At 72.3% G+C, this 20,719-nt stretch carries 18 protein-coding genes; 15 read left to right on the forward strand and 3 right to left on the reverse strand.

Translation table 11 applies throughout. The features are described 5' to 3' along the window. Positions 1–522, reverse strand: coding sequence for a GNAT family N-acetyltransferase (locus ACZ7HQ_RS32495; protein ID WP_470997725.1), 522 nt, complete (start codon positions 520–522; stop codon positions 1–3). 183 nt (positions 523–705) lie between these two features. On the opposite strand from ACZ7HQ_RS32495, the gene ACZ7HQ_RS32500 reads away from it, so the two are divergent. From ACZ7HQ_RS32500 to ACZ7HQ_RS32530, 7 genes are all read left to right on the forward strand, one after another. After that, positions 706–948, forward strand: coding sequence for a hypothetical protein (locus ACZ7HQ_RS32500; protein ID WP_470997728.1), 243 nt, complete (start codon positions 706–708; stop codon positions 946–948). Positions 949–1,191: 243 nt separating this feature from the next. Continuing rightward, entirely contained in the window at positions 1,192–1,785 is a 594-nt protein-coding gene (locus tag ACZ7HQ_RS32505; protein WP_470997731.1) for a CGNR zinc finger domain-containing protein, read from the forward strand. A 218-nt stretch (positions 1,786–2,003) separates the two neighbouring features. Then, entirely contained in the window at positions 2,004–2,588 is a 585-nt protein-coding gene (locus tag ACZ7HQ_RS32510; protein ID WP_030167252.1) for a sigma-70 family RNA polymerase sigma factor, read from the forward strand. Positions 2,589–2,674: 86 nt separating this feature from the next. Then, complete coding sequence (locus ACZ7HQ_RS32515) at positions 2,675–3,421, forward strand: anti-sigma factor family protein (RefSeq protein ID WP_470997736.1); 747 nt, start codon at positions 2,675–2,677, stop codon at positions 3,419–3,421. Positions 3,422–3,490: 69 nt separating this feature from the next. After that, complete coding sequence (locus ACZ7HQ_RS32520; RefSeq protein WP_470997740.1) at positions 3,491–5,842, forward strand: HelD family protein; 2,352 nt, start codon at positions 3,491–3,493, stop codon at positions 5,840–5,842. A 387-nt stretch (positions 5,843–6,229) separates the two neighbouring features. Continuing rightward, complete coding sequence (locus tag ACZ7HQ_RS32525) at positions 6,230–7,654, forward strand: NAD-dependent malic enzyme (RefSeq protein ID WP_470997743.1); 1,425 nt, start codon at positions 6,230–6,232, stop codon at positions 7,652–7,654. A gap of 335 nt (positions 7,655–7,989) precedes the next feature. Continuing rightward, positions 7,990–8,271 (forward strand): HU family DNA-binding protein, encoded by a 282-nt coding sequence (locus ACZ7HQ_RS32530; protein ID WP_023550134.1) that lies wholly within the window; start codon positions 7,990–7,992, stop codon positions 8,269–8,271. 108 nt (positions 8,272–8,379) lie between these two features. Here the strand turns inward: ACZ7HQ_RS32530 and murA are convergent, their stop codons facing one another. Continuing rightward, positions 8,380–9,720: a UDP-N-acetylglucosamine 1-carboxyvinyltransferase gene (gene murA / locus ACZ7HQ_RS32535; RefSeq protein ID WP_470997746.1), complete on the reverse strand. Its 1,341-nt coding sequence runs from the start codon at positions 9,718–9,720 to the stop codon at positions 8,380–8,382. A gap of 282 nt (positions 9,721–10,002) precedes the next feature. Between murA and ACZ7HQ_RS32540 the strand changes: the two genes are divergently transcribed. The 8 genes from ACZ7HQ_RS32540 (at position 10,003) to ACZ7HQ_RS32575 (ending at position 19,790) form a co-directional block, all read left to right on the forward strand. Next, entirely contained in the window at positions 10,003–10,575 is a 573-nt protein-coding gene (locus tag ACZ7HQ_RS32540; RefSeq protein WP_363213888.1) for a YqgE/AlgH family protein, read from the forward strand. Between the two features lie 29 nt (positions 10,576–10,604). Continuing rightward, on the forward strand, positions 10,605–10,886 hold the full coding sequence (locus ACZ7HQ_RS32545; protein WP_191870597.1) for a DUF3039 domain-containing protein: 282 nt from the start codon (positions 10,605–10,607) through the stop codon (positions 10,884–10,886). A 352-nt stretch (positions 10,887–11,238) separates the two neighbouring features. Next, on the forward strand, positions 11,239–12,861 hold the full coding sequence (locus ACZ7HQ_RS32550) for a beta-N-acetylhexosaminidase (RefSeq protein WP_470997751.1): 1,623 nt from the start codon (positions 11,239–11,241) through the stop codon (positions 12,859–12,861). A 258-nt stretch (positions 12,862–13,119) separates the two neighbouring features. Further along, positions 13,120–14,013, forward strand: coding sequence for an FAD binding domain-containing protein (locus tag ACZ7HQ_RS32555; protein ID WP_470997755.1), 894 nt, complete (start codon positions 13,120–13,122; stop codon positions 14,011–14,013). Beyond that, complete coding sequence (locus tag ACZ7HQ_RS32560; RefSeq protein WP_470997758.1) at positions 14,010–15,920, forward strand: (2Fe-2S)-binding protein; 1,911 nt, start codon at positions 14,010–14,012, stop codon at positions 15,918–15,920. The genes ACZ7HQ_RS32555 and ACZ7HQ_RS32560 overlap by 4 nt, the downstream gene beginning before the upstream one ends. After that, positions 15,917–18,226 (forward strand): xanthine dehydrogenase family protein molybdopterin-binding subunit, encoded by a 2,310-nt coding sequence (locus ACZ7HQ_RS32565; RefSeq protein WP_470997761.1) that lies wholly within the window; start codon positions 15,917–15,919, stop codon positions 18,224–18,226. The genes ACZ7HQ_RS32560 and ACZ7HQ_RS32565 overlap by 4 nt, the downstream gene beginning before the upstream one ends. Then, on the forward strand, positions 18,223–18,354 hold the full coding sequence (locus tag ACZ7HQ_RS32570) for a hypothetical protein (RefSeq protein ID WP_470997764.1): 132 nt from the start codon (positions 18,223–18,225) through the stop codon (positions 18,352–18,354). The genes ACZ7HQ_RS32565 and ACZ7HQ_RS32570 overlap by 4 nt, the downstream gene beginning before the upstream one ends. A gap of 275 nt (positions 18,355–18,629) precedes the next feature. Further along, positions 18,630–19,790: an SUKH-4 family immunity protein gene (locus tag ACZ7HQ_RS32575; RefSeq protein WP_470997766.1), complete on the forward strand. Its 1,161-nt coding sequence runs from the start codon at positions 18,630–18,632 to the stop codon at positions 19,788–19,790. A gap of 12 nt (positions 19,791–19,802) precedes the next feature. Here the strand turns inward: ACZ7HQ_RS32575 and ACZ7HQ_RS32580 are convergent, their stop codons facing one another. Beyond that, positions 19,803–20,717 carry an alpha/beta hydrolase gene (locus ACZ7HQ_RS32580; protein WP_470997769.1) on the reverse strand — a complete coding sequence of 305 codons (915 nt, stop codon included), beginning with the start codon at positions 20,715–20,717 and terminating at the stop codon, positions 19,803–19,805. Positions 20,718–20,719 lie beyond the last annotated feature (2 nt).

Genomic DNA, 20,719 nt, shown 5'->3' on the forward strand with positions numbered 1-20,719 from the left:
CTACGCCGGAGTTCCTGGCGTTGGCGGTGGGAGCGGCATGCTGAGCCGGTACCAGGTGCCCGGCCTGCCGCCGACGGCGGACGGGTCGGCCGGACCCGCCGGGGTGAAGCCGGCCTTGGCCAGCACCCTCCGGGACGCGGTGTTGTCCAGCGCCACGGCCGCCGTGACCGTGTGCAGTCGATACCGCTGTGCCGCCAGCCGGCACAGCTCCCGGACGGCCGCCGTCGCCACGCCGCGGCCAGTGGCGTGCTCGGCGACCCGGTAACCGAGTTCGGCGGTGCCGTCGGCGATGTCGACCAGGTTGAACCTGCCGAGCACCACGCCGTCCTCGGCGACGAGCACGTGGAAGGCGCAGACGCCGGCTTCCTGTTCGGCCAGCAGACCGTCGTACCGGGCGGTGAACTGCTCGAAGTAGGCGTCGCCCCGGTCGGAGACCGAGGCCGCGAAGTAGGCGCGGTTCGCCAGCTCGAAGGCCAGGACCGCGGGGGCGTGGTCGGCGCGCAGCCGTTGCAGCTCGGGCATCGCCCGACTGTACTCACGCGCGGCGGCGGGCGCGGCCGTACAGCATCAGCGCTCGGGTCAGGAGTCCCAGCGCCAGCGTCGAGCCCAGCGCCCGCATCACGTTCCACGCCACCCACGGACCCTCGAAGTGCGCGCGCAGGACGGCCGGGTCGCCCTTCGCCGCCAGGGCGTTTGTTCAGGGGGATGTTGAACGTCAGCGTGATCAGGAAGACCACGGCGTACGACAGCAGGGCGGCCCGGAGCCAGCGGGCGCAGGGGGTGCCGCGGAGGTGCCAGGCCGACAGGGTCGTCAGCAACAGCGCGCCCATGAAGCTCAGGAAGAACACCGGGTTCTGGATCACGGTGTTGATGTTCCGCATGACCTCGACGTACGTCCGGTCGTCGCTGCGCGCCAGGGCCGGCATCACCGCGCAGGCGAAGATGTAGAAGACCCCCGCGCTCAGCCCCATGGCGACCGTGGCCGCGATCAGAACGGCGGCCCCGTACCTGGTGTGTGCCGTGTTCGTCATGGCTCCAGCCAACCCGGCCCCCGTGCCGGCGGACATGGCCGAGACGCGCGCCCGCATACGTACGCGTCCAGGCCCGCCGGTACGAGGGGTTCCGGCCGGAGCCCCGGGCAGGCACTGTGAGGGGGAGACCCCCGCTTCCTGCCTAGGCGGTGACAGGCACATGGCACTGGGTACGGCCACGCCCCCGTACGAGCTGCGGTTCGACGCCGGACGGATCTGCCTCGACCTCCTCGCGACCACGCATCCGGCCGAACGGCTGGACGGCGTCGAGGCGTTGTGCGCGTGGATCGCCGGGGCGGGCCTGGTGCCAAAGGGCACGGCGCTCGGGCACGCCGACACCCGCTGGCTCGTGGAGTTCCGGGAACTGCGGGCGCACATCGGGCAGTTGGTGCGCAACGCGGGCGTGCCGGACACCCCCTCGTACGCGCGGGCACTCGGCCGGGTCAACGGGGCCGCCCGAGTCGCGCCTCCCGCCCCGCGTGCCGTGCGCGGCGAAGGCGGCGGCCTGGTCCGGGAACTGGCGGAGCCACCCGGGTGCGCGGGGCTGCTCGCGCTCGTCGCGCGGGACACCGTGGAGCTGCTCACCGACCCCGTCGCGCGGGCGGCCGTGCGAGAGTGTGAGGGGGACAACTGCCCGCTCGTGTACCTGGACACATCCCGGGGCCGGCGCCGGCGGTGGTGTTCCAGTGAGGTCTGCGGGAACCGGGAGCGAGTGGCCCGGCACCGGCGGCGCGCCGCGCTCGCGCGAGCGTGATTTCCGTTACAGCGGATGTTCGGTGGCCCGTACACGGGCCTCTCTCGGCACGTCCGGCGATGTGTCGGAAATGTAAAGATCACACGGTGGGAATGTGCGCGCATGTCCCGCTCGTCACGTCACCCGGAAGAAATCTGTCACCTCCGTTTGAACATCGCGCCGCCCCCTTCCGTACGGATGGGCGAGCGACCGACTGGGGGAACCCCCGGACACCGGAGGTGGGCGTGCGCAAGGATGCGGCCGTGGCCAATGAACGTGGATCGAGGGCCCGACATCGCATGTCCTCGCAGCCCTCGGAACCAGATGAGGAGCTGATGCGTGCGCTGTATCGAGAGCACGCCGGACCTCTGCTCGCGTATGTCCTGCGGCTGGTCGCCGGAGACCGGCAGCGCGCCGAGGACGTCGTACAGGAAACGCTCATCCGTGCCTGGAAGAACGCCGGTCAGCTCAATCGGGCGACCGGATCGGTACGCCCCTGGCTGGTGACGGTCGCGCGCCGCATCGTCATCGACGGCCACCGCAGCCGGCAGGCCCGGCCGCAGGAGGTCGATCCGTCGCCGCTGGAGGTCATCCCCGCGGAGGACGAGATCGACAAGGCGCTGTGGCTGATGACGCTGTCGGACGCGCTCGACGACCTGACCCCGGCCCACCGGGAGGTGCTCGTCGAGACGTACTTCAAGGGGCGTACGGTCAATGAGGCGGCCGAGACGCTGGGTATCCCCAGCGGCACGGTGCGCTCCCGGGTGTTCTACGCCCTGCGGTCGATGAAGCTGGCACTGGAGGAGCGGGGGGTGACGGCGTGATGAGCAGTGGTTACGGGGGAATGCAGGGATTCGGTGCGGGTGGTCCGGGTATGTCTGGGCCTATGAGCCCCCCATCGGGATCTTCCGTGCCGAGCGAGCACGAGACCGTCGGCGCCTACGCCCTCGGGATCCTCGACGACGCCGAGGCAACCGCTTTCGAGGCACACCTCGCCGGCTGCGAGTGGTGCGCCCAGCAGCTCGACGAGCTGGCCGGGATGGAGCCGATGCTGGCCGCGCTCGCGGACCTGCCGGGCTCCGGCAGCACCCCGGCGATCGGCGAGTCGCTGTCCGCCAAGCCCAGTCCGCGGATCGTGGAGAGGCTGGTCGACGAGGTCGCGGAGAAGCGCGCCCAGAAGCGCCGGCGCAGCTTCTACATGATCGCGGCGGCGGCCGCGCTGATCATCGCCGGGCCGCTGGCCGCGGTCGCGGTGAACAGCGGGTCCGGCGGGAACGGCGGGCAGGTGACGGCCTCGGCCGCGCAGACCACGTTCAACGCCATGCCCGACAAGAAGTCGGCCACGGACCCGTCGTCGCAGATCAGTGCCACCGTCGCCATGGCGCAGAAGGACTGGGGCACGCAAGCGGTTCTGGAACTGAAGAACGCCAAGGGCCCGCTCAAGTGCTCCCTGGTGCTCGTCGCGAAGAACGGCCAGCGGGTGACCATGTCCTCCTGGTCCGTGCCGAAGTGGGGCTACGGCATCCCGGACGGCAAGACGCCGGAGTCCAAGAAGCCGCTCTACATCGGTGGCGCAGCCGCCTTCCAGCCGAACGAGATCGACCACTTCGAGGTGGTGACCTTCGAAGGCAAGAAGCTCGTGCAGGTGGACGCGTAGTCGGCGTAGCTTCGACGGGCCCCCTTCGCGTACGGTTGACGGCTGCCCAGCACGTCAGAAGGGGGCCCGGTGGCCGCTCAGGTTCAGCAGTCCGCGGTCGGCTCGGTACACGGCGTACACGATTCCGTCCGTGACCGGGAGATCAGCGTCGAACAGGAACATCTGGACCGGGTGTACCGGCGGCTGGAAGAGAAGATCCACGAGGCCGAGTTCCTGATGAACGACGCGGCCAAGCGCGGCCAGGTCGGCACCCCGGGCGCGCTGGCCGAGCGGGACGCCCAGGTCTTCCGGGCCGGCATCCACCTGAACCGGCTCAACAACGAGTTCGAGGACTTCCTCTTCGGGCGGATCGACCTGCTGCTCGGCAAGGACGGGAAGAAGGGACCCGACGGGGCCTACACCGCCGTCGAACCGGCCGAAGGCGCCGTGCGGGACGACAACACCGCCGACGTCGCCGAGACCCTGCACATCGGGCGCATCGGTGTCCTCGACGCGGACTACGCGCCGCTGGTCATCGACTGGCGGGCGCCCGCCGCCGCGCCCTTCTACCGGGCCACGCCGGTCGACCCGGGCCGGGTCGTACGGCGCCGGGTCATCCGGTCCAAGGGACGCCGGGTCCTCGGCGTCGAGGACGACCTGATGCGGCCCGAGCTGACCGCCCACCTCGACGGCCGCGAGCTGGCCGTCATCGGTGACGGCGCCCTCATGGCCGCCCTCGGCCAGGCCCGCAGCCACACCATGCGGGACATCGTCTCCTCCATCCAGGCAGAGCAGGACCTCGTGATCCGCGCCCCCGCCGCCTCCATCACCTACGTGGAGGGCGGCCCGGGCACCGGCAAGACCGCCGTCGCCCTGCACCGCGCCGCCTACCTGCTCTACCAGGACCGCAGACGCTACGCGGGCGGCATCCTGATCGTCTCCCCGACCCCGCTGCTCGTGGCCTACACCGAGGGTGTGCTGCCCTCGCTCGGCGAGGAGGGCCAGGTCGCGATCCGCGCCATCGGCTCGCTCGTCGACGGCGCCGAGGCCACCCTGTACGACTCCCCGTCCGTGGCCCGCGCCAAGGGTTCGTACCGCATGCTGAAGGTGCTGCGGAAGGCCGCCCGGGGCGCGCTGGAACTGGGGCCCGCCGCTCCGGCGCGGGACGAGGACACCGAACGGCAGCCGGTCACCGGCCCCCCGTCCCGCCTCCGGGTCGTCGCCTTTGGGCGCCGTCTGGAACTGGAGGCGCAGGAGCTGGAGCGTGTCCGCCGTACCGCCCTCGGTGGCACGGCGCCCGTCAACCTGCTCCGCCCCCGCGCCCGCAAGCTGCTCCTGGACGCCCTGTGGGCCAGGTCCGGCGCGGCCGGCCGGCACACCGACCCCGAGCTGGCCGCCGAGCTGCGCTCCTCCTTCGACGAGGACGTCACGAGCGAGGACTCCTTCATCGCCTTCCTGGACGCGTGGTGGCCCGAGCTGACGCCGAAGGTGGTGCTCGCCGCCATGGCCGACGAGAGGCGGCTCGGCCGCTGGGCCCGCCGGATCCTCAATCCCGGCGAGGTGCGCAAGGTGGCCCGGTCGCTCCAGCGGGACGGCCACTCCGTGCACGACATCGCCATGCTGGACGAACTGCAGGCGATCCTCGGCGCCCCGGCCCGCCCGAAGAAGCGGCGCGAGCTGGACCCGCTGGAGCAGCTCACCGGCCTGGAGGAGCTGATGCCGGTGCGCGAGGAGACCCAGTGGGAGCGGGCCGAGCGGCTCGCGCAGGAACGCACCGAGTACGCACACGTGATCGTCGACGAGGCGCAGGACCTCACGCCGATGCAGTGGCGCATGGTCGGCCGCCGCGGCCGGCACGCCACCTGGACGGTCGTCGGCGACCCGGCCCAGTCCTCCTGGTCCGACCCGGACGAGGCGGCCGAGGCCCGCGACGAGGCTCTGGGCACCCGCCCGCGGCGCCGCTTCCAGCTCACCGTGAACTACCGCAACCCGGCGGAGATCGCCGAGCTGGCCGCCAAGGTGCTCGCGCTCGCCATGCCCGGCTCCGAGGCGCCCAGCGCCGTGCGGTCCACCGGGGTCGAGCCGCGCTTCCGTGTCGTACGTCAGGGCCTGGAGCGGACCGTGCGCGCGGAGGCCGAACGGCTGCTGGACCTGGTGGACGGCACGGTCGGGGTGGTCGTCGCCATGAACCGGCGTGCGGAGGCCCGGCGCTGGCTGGCCGGGCTGGGCGACCGGGTCGTCGCGCTCGGCAGCCTGGAGGCCAAGGGCCTGGAGTACGACGCGACCGTGGTCGTCTCACCCGCCGAGATCGCCGACGAGTCCCCGGCGGGCCTGCGCGTGCTGTACGTGGCGCTGACCCGGGCCACCCAGCAGCTGACGGTGGTGTCGGCGGAGCGGGACGAGCCGGACGCGGCGGGTGTGCCGGATCTGCTGCGGGACTGAGTTTCCTGTGAACTCCCCGCGGGGGGAATGGTCCTCGGCATCGGTTTGTTAGCCTGGGTACGGCACCGGCTCGATCCAAGCCCCCGGGCCCAACCTTCGTCCCTGCGAGGGACCACTTGCCGCGAGGCGAGCATGGCGGGTCGGTGTCACAAACGTGGGAGGCCCACGTCACGCATGTGACGTGGGCCTCTTTCTTTGCCGTGCGCGACCCTTCCACCACCTGATCGTTTCTCGTATGGTGGAAGTGGTTTTCCGAAACTGCGCGCCTGATCGTGCGCCACTGTGAACAAAACGTCCGCAATGCCGGGCGACTATCACGTACTCACGGGTAGGTGCGACGATCGGACGGCACAACTCGCGACACGGTGAAAGCAGAGGAAGTCGGCCATGGCAACGGCGCCCAGCGTCTCCTACTCGATGACCATCCGGCTGGAGGTGCCCGCGAGCGGAACCGCCGTCTCGCAGCTCACCAACGCGGTGGAATCCTCCGGAGGCTCGGTGACCGGCCTCGACGTCACCGCCTCCGGGCACGAGAAGCTCCGTATCGACGTCACCATCGCGGCCACCTCCACGGCCCACGCCGAGGAGATCGTCGAGAAGCTCCGCGGCATCGAGGGCGTCACGCTGGGCAAGGTCTCCGACCGTACGTTCCTGATGCACCTCGGCGGCAAGATCGAGATGGCCTCGAAGCACCCCATCCGCAACCGTGACGACCTCTCCATGGTCTACACGCCGGGTGTGGCCCGCGTCTGCATGGCGATCGCCGAGAACCCCGAGGACGCCCGCCGCCTCACCATCAAGCGCAACTCCGTTGCGGTCGTGACGGACGGCTCCGCCGTGCTCGGCCTCGGCAACATCGGCCCCAAGGCGGCCCTGCCCGTCATGGAGGGCAAGGCGGCCCTCTTCAAGCGCTTCGCCGGCATCGACGCCTGGCCGATCTGCCTGGACACCCAGGACAGCGACGCGATCGTGGAGATCGTCAAGGCGATCGCCCCCGGGTTCGCCGGCATCAACCTCGAGGACATCTCCGCGCCCCGCTGCTTCGAGATCGAGGCCCGCCTGCGCGAGGCCCTCGACATCCCCGTCTTCCACGACGACCAGCACGGCACCGCCATCGTCGTCCTCGCCGCCCTGACCAACGCCCTGCGCGTCACGGACAAGGCGATCGAGAACATCCGGGTCGTCATGTCCGGCGCCGGCGCGGCCGGTACGGCCATCCTCAAGCTGCTGCTCGCCTCCGGCGTGAAGAACGCGGTCGTCGCCGACATCCACGGTGTCGTCCACTCCGGCCGCGAGGACCTGGTGAACGCCCCGGCCGACTCGCCGCTGCGCTGGATCGCCGACAACACCAACCCCGAGGGCCTCACCGGCACCCTGAAGGAGGCCGTGCGCGGCGCCGACGTGTTCATCGGCGTCTCCGCCCCGAACGTCCTCGACGGCGACGACGTGGCCGCCATGGCCGAAGGCGCCATCGTCTTCGCGCTCGCGAACCCCGACCCCGAGGTGGAACCGGCAATCGCCCGTCAGACGGCGGCCGTTGTGGCCACCGGCCGCTCCGACTTCCCGAACCAGATCAACAACGTGCTGGTCTTCCCGGGCGTCTTCCGCGGCCTGCTGGACGCCCAGTCCCGCACGGTCAACACAGAGATGATGCTCGCCGCCGCGCAGGCCCTCGCCGACGTGGTCAGCCTGGACGAGCTGAACCCGAACTACATCATTCCGAGCGTCTTCAACGACAAGGTCGCGGGCGCGGTCGCCGGAGCGGTCCGCGAGGCCGCGAAGGCCGTGGGCGCGTCGGCGTCGGCCGAGTAGGCACGAGCGAGCAGGCACGAGCCGCTGCCGCGGACGGGCTGATTTGCCCGCCCTGTACTGTGTGTGAGGGCTGTGAGGATCACCACGGCAGCCCCCCGCACCGGCGCGTCGGGGAACCAGCCGATGCCGGGCGCGCTCTAGGGTGACGCCGAGCGGGCGCCTTTCGTGTGACTCCCCAGGGTGTTCTCACGACTCCTACGGGTGCCGGATTGGCTTTACCGCCGCAGGTAGGGGCAGGATGCGTCCCTGGGCGCGAGCGCATCGGCATCGCAGTGCCTCGGGCGGATCCGCCGCGTGGCACACCCCAACGGCAAGAAAAACACGGGAGTAACAACATGAACCGCAGTGAGCTGGTGGCCGCGCTGGCCGACCGCGCCGAGGTGACCCGCAAGGACGCCGACGCCGTGCTGGCCGCGTTCGCCGAGACCGTCGGCGAGATCGTCGCCAAGGGCGACGAGAAGGTCACCATCCCGGGCTTCCTGACCTTCGAGCGCACCCACCGTGCCGCTCGCACCGCGCGCAACCCGCAGACCGGCGAGCCCATCAACATCCCCGCCGGCTACAGCGTGAAGGTCACCGCGGGCTCCAAGCTCAAGGAAGCGGCCAAGGGCAAGTGACCTTGCCGTCTCTGTGCCAACGGGACGGTGTGGGGACGCTTTGAGTAACGCCGATGGGGCGGCATCCGGACTTCCGGGTGCCGCCCCATCGTGGTTGCTTGTCCGAGGTCAGCCGAGCGCCTTGCCCGGCAGTTCAACCTTCGCGCCCAGCTCCACGAGCTTCTCCATGAAGTTCTCGTAGCCGCGGTTGATGAGGTCGATGCCGTGGACGCGGGAGGTGCCCTCGGCGGCCAGGGCCGCGATCAGGTACGAGAAGCCGCCGCGCAGGTCGGGGATGACCAGGTCGGCGCCCTGCAGCTTGGTGGGCCCCGAGACGACCGCGGAGTGCAGGAAGTTGCGCTGGCCGAAGCGGCAGTCGGAGCTGCCCAGGCACTCGCGGTAGAGCTGGATGTGGGCGCCCATCTGGTTGAGGGCCGAGGTGAAGCCGAGCCGGGACTCGTAGACCGTCTCGTGGATGATGGACAGGCCCGTGGCCTGCGTGAGGGCCACGACCAGCGGCTGCTGCCAGTCGGTCTGGAAGCCGGGGTGCACGTCCGTCTCCAGCGCGATGGACTTCAACTGGCCGCCGGGGTGCCAGAAGCGGATGCCCTCGTCGTCGATCTCGAAGGCACCGCCCACCTTCCGGTAGGTGTTCAGGAACGTCATCATCGAGCGCTGCTGGGCGCCGCGGACGTAGATGTTGCCGTTGGTCGCGAGGGCCGCGGACGCCCAGGACGCCGCTTCCAGACGGTCCGACAGGGCGCGGTGGGTGTAGCCGCCGAGCTTGTCCACACCGGTGATGCGGATCGTGCGGTCGGTGTCCATCGCGATGATCGCGCCCATCTTCTGCAGTACGCAGATGAGGTCCTCGATCTCCGGCTCGACGGCCGCGTTGGACAACTCGGTCACGCCCTCGGCCAGTACGGCCGTCAGCAGCACCTGCTCCGTCGCGCCGACCGACGGGTACGGCAGCCTGATCTTCGTGCCCCGCAGGCCCTTCGGGGCCTCCAGGTACTGGCCGTCCGCACGCTTCTCGATGGTCGCGCCGAACTGGCGCAGCACGTCGAAGTGGAAGTCGATGGGCCGGCCGCCGATGTCACAGCCGCCGAGGCCGGGGATGAAGGCGTGCCCGAGACGGTGCAGGAGGGGGCCGCAGAACAGGATCGGGATACGGCTGGAGCCCGCATGGGCATCGATGTCAGCCACATTGGCGCTCTCGACGTGCGTCGGGTCCATCACCAGCTCGCCGGGCTCCTCGCCCGGGCGGACCGTCACCCCGTGCAGCTGCAGCAGACCGCGGACGACCCGCACGTCACGGATGTCGGGAACGTTGCGCAGTCGGCTCGGCGCGCTGCCCAGCAGGGCGGCGACCATGGCCTTCGGTACGAGGTTCTTCGCACCGCGGACACGGATCTCGCCCTCCAGCGGGGTTCCGCCGTGGACAAGCAGGACATCGTCGTTGACGGTCATGTATCTCGCGTTCCGATGAGTTGGACAGGGGGTGGCTGCGGCCGATCACTGTGCGCAGGGGCCGGGGAGACAGCGTAATCGCCGATTACCCCCCGTCCGTAAGTCCATGGACCGCCCAGTCACGTCATAGCTGTGTCACAACACGAACCGTTCCCTTTCGGGCACATGGGGTCACTGGCCCCGGGCGTGCGCCCGGGGCGTTCCTGTGCTCCCTGAGCTGCGTTCACTCCCGGACGCCGATTGGCTCCCCACCGAAGGGGAAGATGCGGGATCATGTCTGGCATGACCGAGGTGTCCTCGCTCACAGGGCGGCTGCTCGTGGCCACTCCCGCCCTGGCGGACCCGAACTTCGACCGCGCGGTGGTGCTCCTTCTCGACCACGACGAGGAGGGTTCCCTCGGTGTCGTCCTGAATCGCCCCACCCCGGTGGACGTGGGTGACATCCTGGAGGGCTGGGCCGACCTCGCCGGCGAGCCCGGAGTGGTCTTCCAGGGCGGCCCCGTCTCGCTGGACTCGGCGCTCGGCGTCGCGGTCATCCCGGGCGGTGCGAACGGCGACCTCGCCCCGCTCGGCTGGCGCCGGGTGCACGGCGCGATCGGTCTGGTCGACCTGGAGGCCCCGCCGGAACTGCTCGCCTCGGCCCTCGGCTCCCTGAGGATCTTCGCCGGATACTCCGGCTGGGGGCCCGGCCAGCTGGAGGACGAGCTGGTCGAGGGCGCCTGGTACGTGGTCGAGTCGGAGCCCGGGGACGTCTCCTCGCCGGCTCCGGAGAGGCTCTGGCGCGAGGTCCTGCGCCGCCAGCGCAACGAGCTGGCGATGGTGGCCACGTATCCCGACGACCCATCGCTCAACTGATGCGCATGCGCTTCAGTACCCTGTCTGTTATGAGCACTCTCGAGCCCGAGCGCGGGACTGGTACGGGAACCCTCGTAGAGCCGACGCCACAGGTGTCCCACGGCGACGGCGATCACGAGCGCTTCGCCCATTACGTCCAGAAGGACAAGATCATGGCGAGCGCCCTCGACGGCACCCCCGTCGTGGCGCTGTGCGGCAAGGTCTGGGTGCCGGGCCGCGACCCGAAGAAGTACCCCGTGTGCCCCATGTGCAAGGAGATCTACGAGTCCATGGGCAGTGGCGGCGAGGACAAGGGCGGCGACAAGAAGTAGACACCTGACGGCCTGCCCGTCGGCCCGAGTTTTCGCAGGGCCCCCGGGAACGCGCGTGCGAGACGTGCGTTCCCGGGGGTCTTCGCGTTTTCCGGCCACAGAGTGGTGGAGACCTGTTGTCAGCGCCTTCCTGTGGGCCTTAGCCTCGTGCCTGTTGTGTAGATCGAAACGGCTGTTGCGTATGCCGCAACGCTGTGTCGGGTCCCGTGACCGACGCGTCAGAGCCGCCTCCGACCGCTTCCGGACCACCCTCCGATCCTGTTTCCGGTGGCGACGAGCGTGTTTTTCCTTCCTCCCGCGAACGACTCGCGCCGTCTGGTCTCCGGGCCGGGCGGAGCGGTAAAGGACTGGCATGGCCGATCTGATTCCGGCGCCGCGCGCCGTAGAGGGACCGATGCGCCGCGGCTTCTTCCTGGACCACGACACCAGCCTGTGGGCGGCCCCCGGCACGGAGACCACCGAGCGCTGGCTGCGCGCCACGCTCGGCGCGGCCCTGGGGCTGCCGCTGCGGCCCGGCCCCGAGGACGCCCGCGGCTGCGTACGCCTGCTCCTGGAGGACTCGCTAGGGGCGGAGGCGTACCGCCTGAGCGTGGTCGCCGACCGGGGCGTGGAGATCCGCGGTGGTGATCCGGCCGGCGTCTTCTGGGGTGCGCAGACACTGCGCCAGCTCCTCGGCCCCGAAGCCTTCCGCCGCGCCCCCGTACGCCCGGGCCGCCCCCTCGCCGTCCCGCAGCAGGTCATCGAGGACTCCCCCCGCTTCCGCTGGCGCGGCCTCATGCTCGACGTGGCCCGGCACTTCATGCCCAAGGATGGCGTGCTGCGCTACCTGGACCTGATGGCCGCGCACAAACTCAACGTCTTCCACTTCCATCTGACGGACGACCAGGGCTGGCGGCTGGAGATCAAACGCCATCCGAAGCTGACAGAGATCGCCTCCTGGCGGCCGCGGACGAAATTCGGACACCGGGCCTCGCCACTGTGGGAGGAGAAGCCGCACGGGGGTTACTACACCCAGGACGACATCCGGGAGATCGTCGCCTACGCCGCCGAGCGGCATATCACCGTCGTCCCGGAAATCGACGTACCCGGCCACTCGCAGGCCGCCGTCGCCGCGTACCCGGAACTCGGCAACACCGACGTCATCGACACCACCGCCCTCTCCGTGTGGGACACCTGGGGGATCTCCTCCAACGTACTGGCCCCCACCGACAACACCCTGCGCTTCTACGAGGGAGTGTTCGAGGAGGTCCTGGAACTGTTCCCCTCGCAGTTCGTCCACATCGGCGGCGACGAGTGCCGCAAGGAGCAGTGGAGCGAGTCGGTCACCGCGAAGAGCCGGATCGCGGACCTCGGCCTCGCCGACGAGGACGAGCTGCAGTCGTGGTTCATCGGGCACTTCGGGGCGTGGCTGTCCGCGCGCGGGCGGCGGCTCATCGGCTGGGACGAGATCCTGGAGGGCGGGCTCGCCGAGGGGGCCGCGGTGTCCTCCTGGCGCGGTTACGGCGGCGGGATCGCGGCCGCCCGGGCCGGTCACGACGTCGTCATGTGCCCGGAGCAGTACGTGTATCTGGACCACCGTCAGGCCCCGGGCGAGGACGAGCCGGTGCCGATCGGGTTCGTGCGCACCCTGGAGGACGTCTACCGGTTCGAACCCGTTCCGCCCGGGCTCACCGAGCAGGAGGCCCGGCATGTGCTGGGCACTCAGGCCAACGTCTGGACCGAGGTGATGGAGGACGCCGCGCGCGTGGACTACCAGACCTTCCCCCGGCTCGCGGCCTTCGCGGAGGTGGCCTGGAGCCGTCTTCCCGCCCCGGCGGAGCGGGACTTCGCCGGTTTCGAACGCCGTATGGCCGCCCACTACGCGCGGCTCGACGCCCTCGGGGTCGCCTACCGGCCGCCCACCGGACCCCGGCCGTGGCAGAAGCGCCCCGGAGTCCTCGGCCGCCCGGTCGAGGGGCCGCCGCCGGACAAGTGACCGCCCCGAACACGTGACCGTTGCGAACAAGTAATGGAAAACCACGTCAAGGGTCACCGAAGAGTGTCAATCGGTGCGCACGGGTGATGCCGTGCGAAAACGGACCATCTCCGTGGTGAGGTGGGCGAATGCCTCCTAGCGGACCCCCGCGTTCAGTCGTTGCGAAGATGTGCCAGAGTTGCCACGTCCGCCCTGTGAGCACGTACCGTACGGCCACACAGGTGGGACCAGGTGGGGCAGCGGGAAGGGGCAGCCGGTTTGACCACGCACGCACCGCAGGCGGCGCAGGCCGTCACGCTGCCCACGACGCTGGACGAGGCGGTGGCGGCCCTCGGGGCCATGCCCACCGCCGTGCCCGTCGCGGGCGGCACCGATCTGATGACGGCCGTCAACTCCGGCCAGCTCAGGCCCGCCGCCCTGGTGGGTCTCGGGCGGATCAGCGAGATCCGCGGCTGGCAGTACCAGGACGGCCACGCGCTGCTCGGCGCGGGCCTCACGCACGCGCGCATGGGCCGCCCCGACTTCGCGGCCCTGATCCCGGCGCTCGCCGCCGCCGCGCGCGCCGCGGGCCCGCCGCACATCCGCAACGCGGGCACTCTCGGCGGCAACATCGCCTCGGCCGCCCCCACCGGGGACGCGCTGCCGGTGCTGGCCGCCCTGGAGGCGACACTGATCATCGCGGGCCCGGGCGGAGCCCGCCGAGAGGTCCCGGTGTCGCACCTGCTGGCCGGCATGGAGATGCTGCGCGGCGGTGAACTCATCGGCTACGTGCGCGTGCCGCTGCTGCACGCCCCGCAGGTCTTCCTGAAGGCCACCGGACGCACCGGCCCGGGTCGCGCGCTGGCCTCCGTGGCCCTCGTCCTCGACCCCGCCCGGCGCGGAGTGCGGTGCGCCGTCGGCGCCATAGCGCCGATGCCGCTGCGGCCTCTGGAAGCCGAGCAGTGGGTCGCCCAGCTGATCGACTGGGACAACGACCGCGCGCTCGTCCCGGAGGCCCTGAACGCCTTCGGCGAGTACGTCGCCGCGGCCTGCATCCCGGACCCGGCACCCGAGCCCGACGGCTCGGTGGCCCCGCTTCCGCCCGCCGTACTGCACCTGCGGCGCACCGTCGCCGCACTGGCCCGACGAGCACTGGGGAGGGCGCTGTCGTGACCGACGACCAGCACGGAGAGGGCACGCCCCAGGGCGGCGGACGCTGGGACCCGCTGCCCCAGGGCGACTACGACGACGGCGCCACCGCCTTCGTCAAGCTCCCCGAGGGCGGTATCGACGCCCTGCTGTCCGGCGACAGCCCGCTGGCCGCGCCGGGTCACGGCTATGTGCCGCCGCGGATAACGGCCGCCCCCGAGGACCCCGCTGTGACCGGCACCTGGACCGCGCCCGCCGGCGGCGCCCAGTGGCCGGACCCGAACGCCACGCCCCAGACGCCGCACGCGGACGACCGGTTCACCTACCAGCCGGGCGCTACCCAGCACTGGACCTTCGAGGAGACCTCGGCCCCGGCCGCGCCCGGGCACGACGTCACCGGACAGTGGTCCATCCCGGTCGCCGGCGGCGATCTGCCGGACGAGTCGGGCGAGTTCACCACGTCCTCCCTGGTCGAGCAGTGGGGCGGCACCCCGCCGGCCACCCTGCCCGGCGGCGCGCCCGCGCCGTGGGCGACGCAGGACCCGGGCCGCCCCTGGGACGGGCCCGCGGACACCGGCCACACCGCCCTGCCCGACCACACCGACGCGCACCCGGCGGGCGGGCCGGCCGGCCCCGCACCGGACGGCGCCCCGGCGCGGGGGTACGCGCCGGACGAGCAGCAGGCGTACGAGCCCGACGAACACCAGGCGTACGAGCCCGACGACCAGCAGGGGTACGCGCCCGACGAGCGCTACGGGCACGGTCCGGCCGACCACGAGAGCGCCGGCCGGCCGGCGACCGGCCGCCCGAGTGACTCCGCCCCGCAGGTCCAGGCCGGTCACCCCGGCGCGTTCGAGCCCCCGCGACCGCGGACCGAACCGGTGGCGACGCCGGCGGCGCACGAAGACGCCCCCGTGGAAGCCTCTGAGGGCCCCACTGGCAGCCCAACGGCCCACGGCCCGGCCGAGACCCCGGTCGACGCCCCGCAGGCCGCCACAGCCGCCGCCACGCCCCCCGCGCCGGCCACCCCCGCGACCGCCGACCCGTCGGCACCGGAAGCCCCCGTCGACACGGCCGCCACGGCGGAACCGGCCGACGCGGCCGTGCCGGAAGCGGACGACACCCCCGAAGGCGCCACCAGGGCCGGCGAGGAAGCCCCCGCCCCCGGCGCGGCCGAGGAGCACACCGCGCCCCTCCCGCCGAACGACGACCACCCGCTCGCGTCCTACGTCCTGCGCGTCAACGGCGCCGACCGGCCCGTCACCGACGCCTGGATCGGCGAGTCGCTGCTGTACGTCCTGCGGGAACGGCTCGGTCTCGCGGGCGCCAAGGACGGCTGCTCGCAGGGCGAGTGCGGGGCCTGCAACGTGCAGGTCGACGGCCGTCTGGTGGCCTCCTGCCTGGTCCCGGCGGTCACCGCGGCCGGCAGCGAGGTGCGTACGGTCGAGGGCCTGGCCGTCGACGGGCACCCCTCCGACGTGCAGCGCGCGCTCGCCCGGTGCGGTGCCGTGCAGTGCGGCTTCTGCGTACCCGGCATGGCGATGACCCTGCACGACCTGCTGGAGGGCAACCCCGCGCCCACCGAGCTGGAGACCCGGCAGGCGCTGTGCGGCAACCTGTGCCGCTGCTCCGGCTACCGGGGCGTCCTCCAGGCCGTCGAGGAGGTCGTCGCCGAACGCGAGGCGTCGCACGCCGGTGACACCGAGACGGACGCGGGCGAGGCCCGTATTCCCCATCAGGCGGGCCCCGGCGCCGGGGGCGTCAACCCGTCGGCGTTCGAGGCGCCGGGCGCGTTCGACACGCCGCAGGCCGCTCCCGGCTACGCCGACGCGCCGGACCCGTACGGCTCGCCCGACCCGTACGGCACCCCGCCGCACGGCACCCCGGGGGCGCACGACCAGCACTACGGCCAGGACGGAGGCCAGGCGTGAGCAACGAAGCCGCCACGGCGACGACCGCCGCGGAAGCGACCCCCGAGGCCGAGGCGCTGCCGCACGGTCTGGGCGCCTCCCTGCCGCACGCCGACGCCCGCGCCAAGACCGAGGGCACCTTCCCGTACGCGGCCGACCTGTGGGCCGAGGGCCTGCTGTGGGCGGCCGTCCTGCGCTCGCCGCACGCGCACGCGCGCATCGTGTCCGTCGACACCAGCCACGCGCGCGAGATGCCCGGTGTCCGGGCCGTCGTCACCCACGAGGACGTACCCGGCACACCCCGCCACGGCCGGGGCACGCCCGACCGGCCGGTGTTCGCCTCCGAGGTCGTACGCCACCACGGCGAGCCAATCGCGGCCGTGGCCGCCGACCATCCGGACACCGCGCGGATGGCCGCGGCGGCGGTCATCGTCGAGTACGAGGTACTCGACCCGGTCACCGACCCCGAGCAGGCCTTCGAGGCCGAGCCGCTGCACCCGGACGGCAACCTGATCCGGCACATCCCGCTGCACCACGGCGACCCGTCGGCGGTCGGCGAGGTCGTCGTGGAGGGCCAGTACCGCATCGGGCGCCAGGACCCGGCCCCGATCGGCGCCGAGGCCGGCCTCGCCGTGCCGCGTCCCGACGGCGGCGTGGAACTGTACCTGGCCTCCACCGACCCGCACACCGACCGCAACACCGCGGCGGCCTGCTACGGCCTGTCCCCGGATCGGGTGAAGATCGTGGTCACCGGGGTGCCGGGCGCCACCGCCGACCGCGAGGACCAGGGCTTCCAGCTCCCACTCGGTCTGCTCGCCCTGAAGACCGGCTGCCCGGTGAAGCTCACGGCGACCCGCGAGGAGTCCTTCCTCGGCCACGCCCACCGCCACCCGACGCTTCTCCGCTACCGCCACCATGCCGACGCCGAGGGCAAGCTGGTGAAGGTCGAGGCGCAGATCCTGCTGGACGCGGGCGCCTACGCCGACACCTCCTCCGACGCGCTGGCCGCCGCGGTGTCCTTCGCCTGCGGCCCGTACGTCGTCCCGAACGCCTTCATCGAGGGCTGGGCCGTACGCACCAACAACCCGCCCTCCGGCCATGTGCGCGGCGAGGGCGCGATGCAGGTGTGCGCCGCCTACGAGGCGCAGATGGACAAGCTGGCCAAGAAGCTGGGCCTGGACCCGGCCGAGGTGCGCCTGCGCAACGTCCTGGCGACGGGAGACGTCCTCCCGATCGGCCAGACGGTGACCTGCCCCGCCCCGGTGGCCGAACTCCTGCAGGCGGTACGGGACTTCCCGCTCCCCGCCCTGCCCAAGGACACGCCCGAGGAGGAGTGGCTGCTGCCCGGCGGCCCGGAGGGCGCGGGCGAACCGGGCGCGGTGCGCCGGGGCGTCGGCTACGGCCTAGGCATGGTCCACATGCTCGGCGCGGAGGGCGCCGACGAGGTGTCCACGGCGACGGTCAAGGTCCACGACGGCGTCGCGACGGTGCTGTGCGCGGCCGTGGAGACCGGCCAGGGCTTCACCACCCTCGCCCGGCAGATCGTCCAGGAGACCCTCGGCATCGAGGAAGTCCACGTGGCGCCGGTCGACACCGACCAGCCCCCGGCGGGCGGCGGCTGCCGCGGCCGGCACACCTGGGTGTCGGGCGGCGCGGTGGAGCGCGCGGCGAAGATGGTCCGCACACAGCTCCTGCAGCCGCTCGCCCACAAGTTCGGCATGTCGACGGAACTGCTCCAGATCACCGACGGCAAGATCACCTCGTACGACGGCGTCCTGTCGACCACCGTCACGGAGGCGTTGGACGGCAAGGAACTGTGGGCCACCGCCCAGTGCCGCCCGCACCCCACCGAGCCGCTGAACGCATCCGGCCAGGGCGACGCCTTCGTGGGCCTCGCGTTCTGCGCGATCCGCGCGGTGGTGGACGTCGACATCGAGCTGGGCTCGGTCCGGGTGGTGGAGCTGGCGGTCGCCCAGGACGTGGGCCGGGTCCTCAACCCGACCCAGCTGGCCGCCCGTGTCGAGGCGGGCGTCACGCAGGGCGTGGGCATCGCCCTGACGGAGAACCTCCGTACGCCCCGCGGTCTGATCCGCCACCCCGACCTGACCGGCTACGCCCTGCCGACCGCGCTGGACGTGCCGGACATCCGGATCGTCAAACTGGTCGAGGAACGGGACGTGGTGGCCCCCTTCGGGGCCAAGTCCGTCAGCGCCGTCCCGGTCGTGACGGCACCGGCGGCGATCGCCTCCGCCGTCCGCGCGGCCACCGGCCGCCCGGTCAACCGCCTCCCGATCCGCCCGCAGGCAGCGGTGGTGACGGACCGGTGAGCAGCCCCACGCCCCCGGACGAGCCGCGCTACGAACCGCCGCCGAGCATCGGCAAGCTGTTCTTCTGGATCCTGCTGTTCATCGTGGCGGCCTTGGCCGTCGTCGTGGGTGGCGTCTACTTCACCTGACGCGCGGGCCGTCCTCGTCACCGGGGTGACGCGTTCCGCCGCATGATCGCTTCGGGCCGGGTGCGGGCCGCCGGGCCGGCCACGCCAAGACGGGGCACGGCGAAGCGCGGCGATCCGCGCCGGCGCGCAACGGGCTCGGGTCGCCCGGCGTCCTTGCCGGCGAGGGCCGTTGTCAGTGGGGCGGCGTAGTGTGCTGAGTGGTGGGGGCAGCGGCACTCGCCCATGCGACGGCGCACTGTGACGGCGCACTGTACGGGGAAGATCGCGGGGGAGCGATGAGCACGACCGACGCCGGTCTTACGGCGATCACGCTGACCGAGGCGGAGCTGGAGCGCCATGTCACGCACGCGCCGACGCGCGGCCTGCTGACCGGCGCCGGCCTGCCCGCGGCCACCGACCTGCTCACCTTCTCCCCGCTGCGCACGCACGGCCTGCGCACGCTTGCCGACGCCGCGGAGGGCCCGTTCCGCGTGGCGGACGAACTGCGGGACCGGCTGGTGATCGGCGAACTGCTCAACCCGGCGGGCATGGAGCGCGAGTCCATCCTGCTCGACGGCGGCACCGGCGAGCTGACGACGGCGTACCTCTTCGCCCCGTCCGACCCCCGCCCCTTCGCGTCCTCCCTGGACACCTTGCTGCGCTTCGCCGCGGTCACGGAGGAACTGGCGGGCCTGCGCGGCCGTTTCGCCTCCCTGGCCGGTCGGTTCGGCCCCGGGACGGCCGCCGAGGCGACCCGCCGGCTGCTCGCCCTCTTCGAGGAGGGCGCGGGCGGCGAGGCCCCGCCGTACTGGAAGGCGGCGGCCCTGATCCGCCCCCTCGCCCTCGCCGCGGGCCCCGGCACCACCTCCGGACTCACCCTGGACGTCCCCGCCCGCCTGCTGGACCAGCAGTTCGGGCACGGCCGGGTGGTCCGCTTCGAGGAGGTCGACTTCCCCCCGACGCTCACGCACGAGCCGACCCGGCGCTTCCTGCGCGAGACCGGGCTGCCGGAGGAGGCGGTCCTCTTCCACGCCGACACGGACGTCCCCCTGCCGACCCTGCGGGAGTACGCCACCGAGGAGCACCCGGGCGACGGCGCCGTGGACGAACTCCCGGCCCACGCCGATCACTTGATCCGACTCGGCCGGCTGGTCGGCGACCACAGCCTGGTGGTCGACGGCAGAACGGGCGGGGTTCTGACCTGCAGCGGCCCGGAGGCGACGCTCCACCCCCTCAACACCGACGTCTCCACTCTCGCCTTCACGCTCTGGCTCCTGCACCACGAGCGCACCATCGACGAACACCTCGGCAACGAACTGACGACGGTGGCGTACGACCAGCTGGCCGCGGCGATGATCCACACCCTGTCGGCCGTCGACCCCACGGGCACGGCGCCCGGCACCGACTGGCACTACTGGACGGAACTGTTCCAGGACGAGGCGGGCGGGGTCCTGTGACCGGCCCGCCCCTCAGCAGGCGGAGGCCGGGCGCCCGGCGCCCAGGTGGGCGGTGAGGAAGCGGGCGGCGCGGTCGAGTGCGGCGTCCGCCTCGTCGAGGCGGCCGTAGTGGTGCTGGAAGACGTGGGGGAGGCCGGGGCCCACTTCGAGCGTGACCTCGACGTCGTCGGCGCCCGCGCGGCCGGCCAGCCGGACCGCGTCGTCGAGGAGCACCTCGTTCGCCCCGGCCTGCACGAGGAGTGGGGGCAGTCCGGTGAGGTCGGCGAACACCGGACTGGCCAGGGGATGCGCCCTGTCGCCCGCGCCGACGTAGAGATCGGCGTATTCGCGCAGGTCGGCCTCGGTGAAGATGGGGTCGGCGCTCTCCTTGGAGCGGATGCTTTCCCCGGCGAGGGTGAGGTCGGCCCAGGGGGAGAAGACGACCACGGCTGCTGGCTGCGGCAGCCCGGCCTCCCGGGCGGCGAGCAGCGTGGCGATGCTCAGTCCGCCACCGGCTGAGTCACCGGCCATGACGAGGTCCCGCGGGTCGGTGCCCGACGCCAGCAGTTCGCGGTAGGCCGCGAGCCCGTCGTCGACAGCCGCGGGGAAGGGGTGCTCGGGGGCCAGCCGGTAATCCACGGACGTCGCGCGCAGCCCGGCGCGGCGGGACAGTTCACCGACCAGCCCCGCGTGGGTGTCCGGTGAGCCGATGACGTAGCCGCCGCCGTGCAGGTAGAGCAGTCGGCCGCGGCCGGAGGCTTCGGCCGGCTCCAGCTCCAGGGCCGGCCGCCCGCCCAGGACGGTCCTGCGGGTGACCACACCCTCCGGCGCGGGGCGGGTGATGGCCGCGGCGAAACCGCTGCGCTGCTCCTCGGGAGTGGGCCGCACCTCGCTGCGAGGGGCGGAACGGAGCAGGGCGTCCAGGGCGTCGCGCTGCTGTCGGAACATGC

Source organism: Streptomyces sp. NPDC037290, assembly GCF_055603245.1.

Bases quoted from the DNA above. Each gene is read 5' to 3' on its own strand.
- ACZ7HQ_RS32495 (WP_470997725.1), bottom strand. From the start codon at position 522: ATGCCCGAGCTGCAACGGCTGCGCGCCGACCACGCCCCCGCGGTCCTG.
- ACZ7HQ_RS32500 (WP_470997728.1), top strand. From the start codon at position 706: ATGTTGAACGTCAGCGTGATCAGGAAGACCACGGCGTACGACAGCAGG.
- ACZ7HQ_RS32505 (WP_470997731.1), top strand. From the start codon at position 1,192: ATGGCACTGGGTACGGCCACGCCCCCGTACGAGCTGCGGTTCGACGCC.
- ACZ7HQ_RS32525 (WP_470997743.1), top strand. From the start codon at position 6,230: ATGGCAACGGCGCCCAGCGTCTCCTACTCGATGACCATCCGGCTGGAG.
- ACZ7HQ_RS32530 (WP_023550134.1), top strand. From the start codon at position 7,990: ATGAACCGCAGTGAGCTGGTGGCCGCGCTGGCCGACCGCGCCGAGGTG.
- murA (WP_470997746.1), bottom strand. From the start codon at position 9,720: ATGACCGTCAACGACGATGTCCTGCTTGTCCACGGCGGAACCCCGCTG.
- ACZ7HQ_RS32540 (WP_363213888.1), top strand. From the start codon at position 10,003: ATGACCGAGGTGTCCTCGCTCACAGGGCGGCTGCTCGTGGCCACTCCC.
- ACZ7HQ_RS32545 (WP_191870597.1), top strand. From the start codon at position 10,605: ATGAGCACTCTCGAGCCCGAGCGCGGGACTGGTACGGGAACCCTCGTA.
- ACZ7HQ_RS32550 (WP_470997751.1), top strand. From the start codon at position 11,239: ATGGCCGATCTGATTCCGGCGCCGCGCGCCGTAGAGGGACCGATGCGC.
- ACZ7HQ_RS32575 (WP_470997766.1), top strand. From the start codon at position 18,630: ATGAGCACGACCGACGCCGGTCTTACGGCGATCACGCTGACCGAGGCG.
- ACZ7HQ_RS32580 (WP_470997769.1), bottom strand. From the start codon at position 20,717: ATGTTCCGACAGCAGCGCGACGCCCTGGACGCCCTGCTCCGTTCCGCC.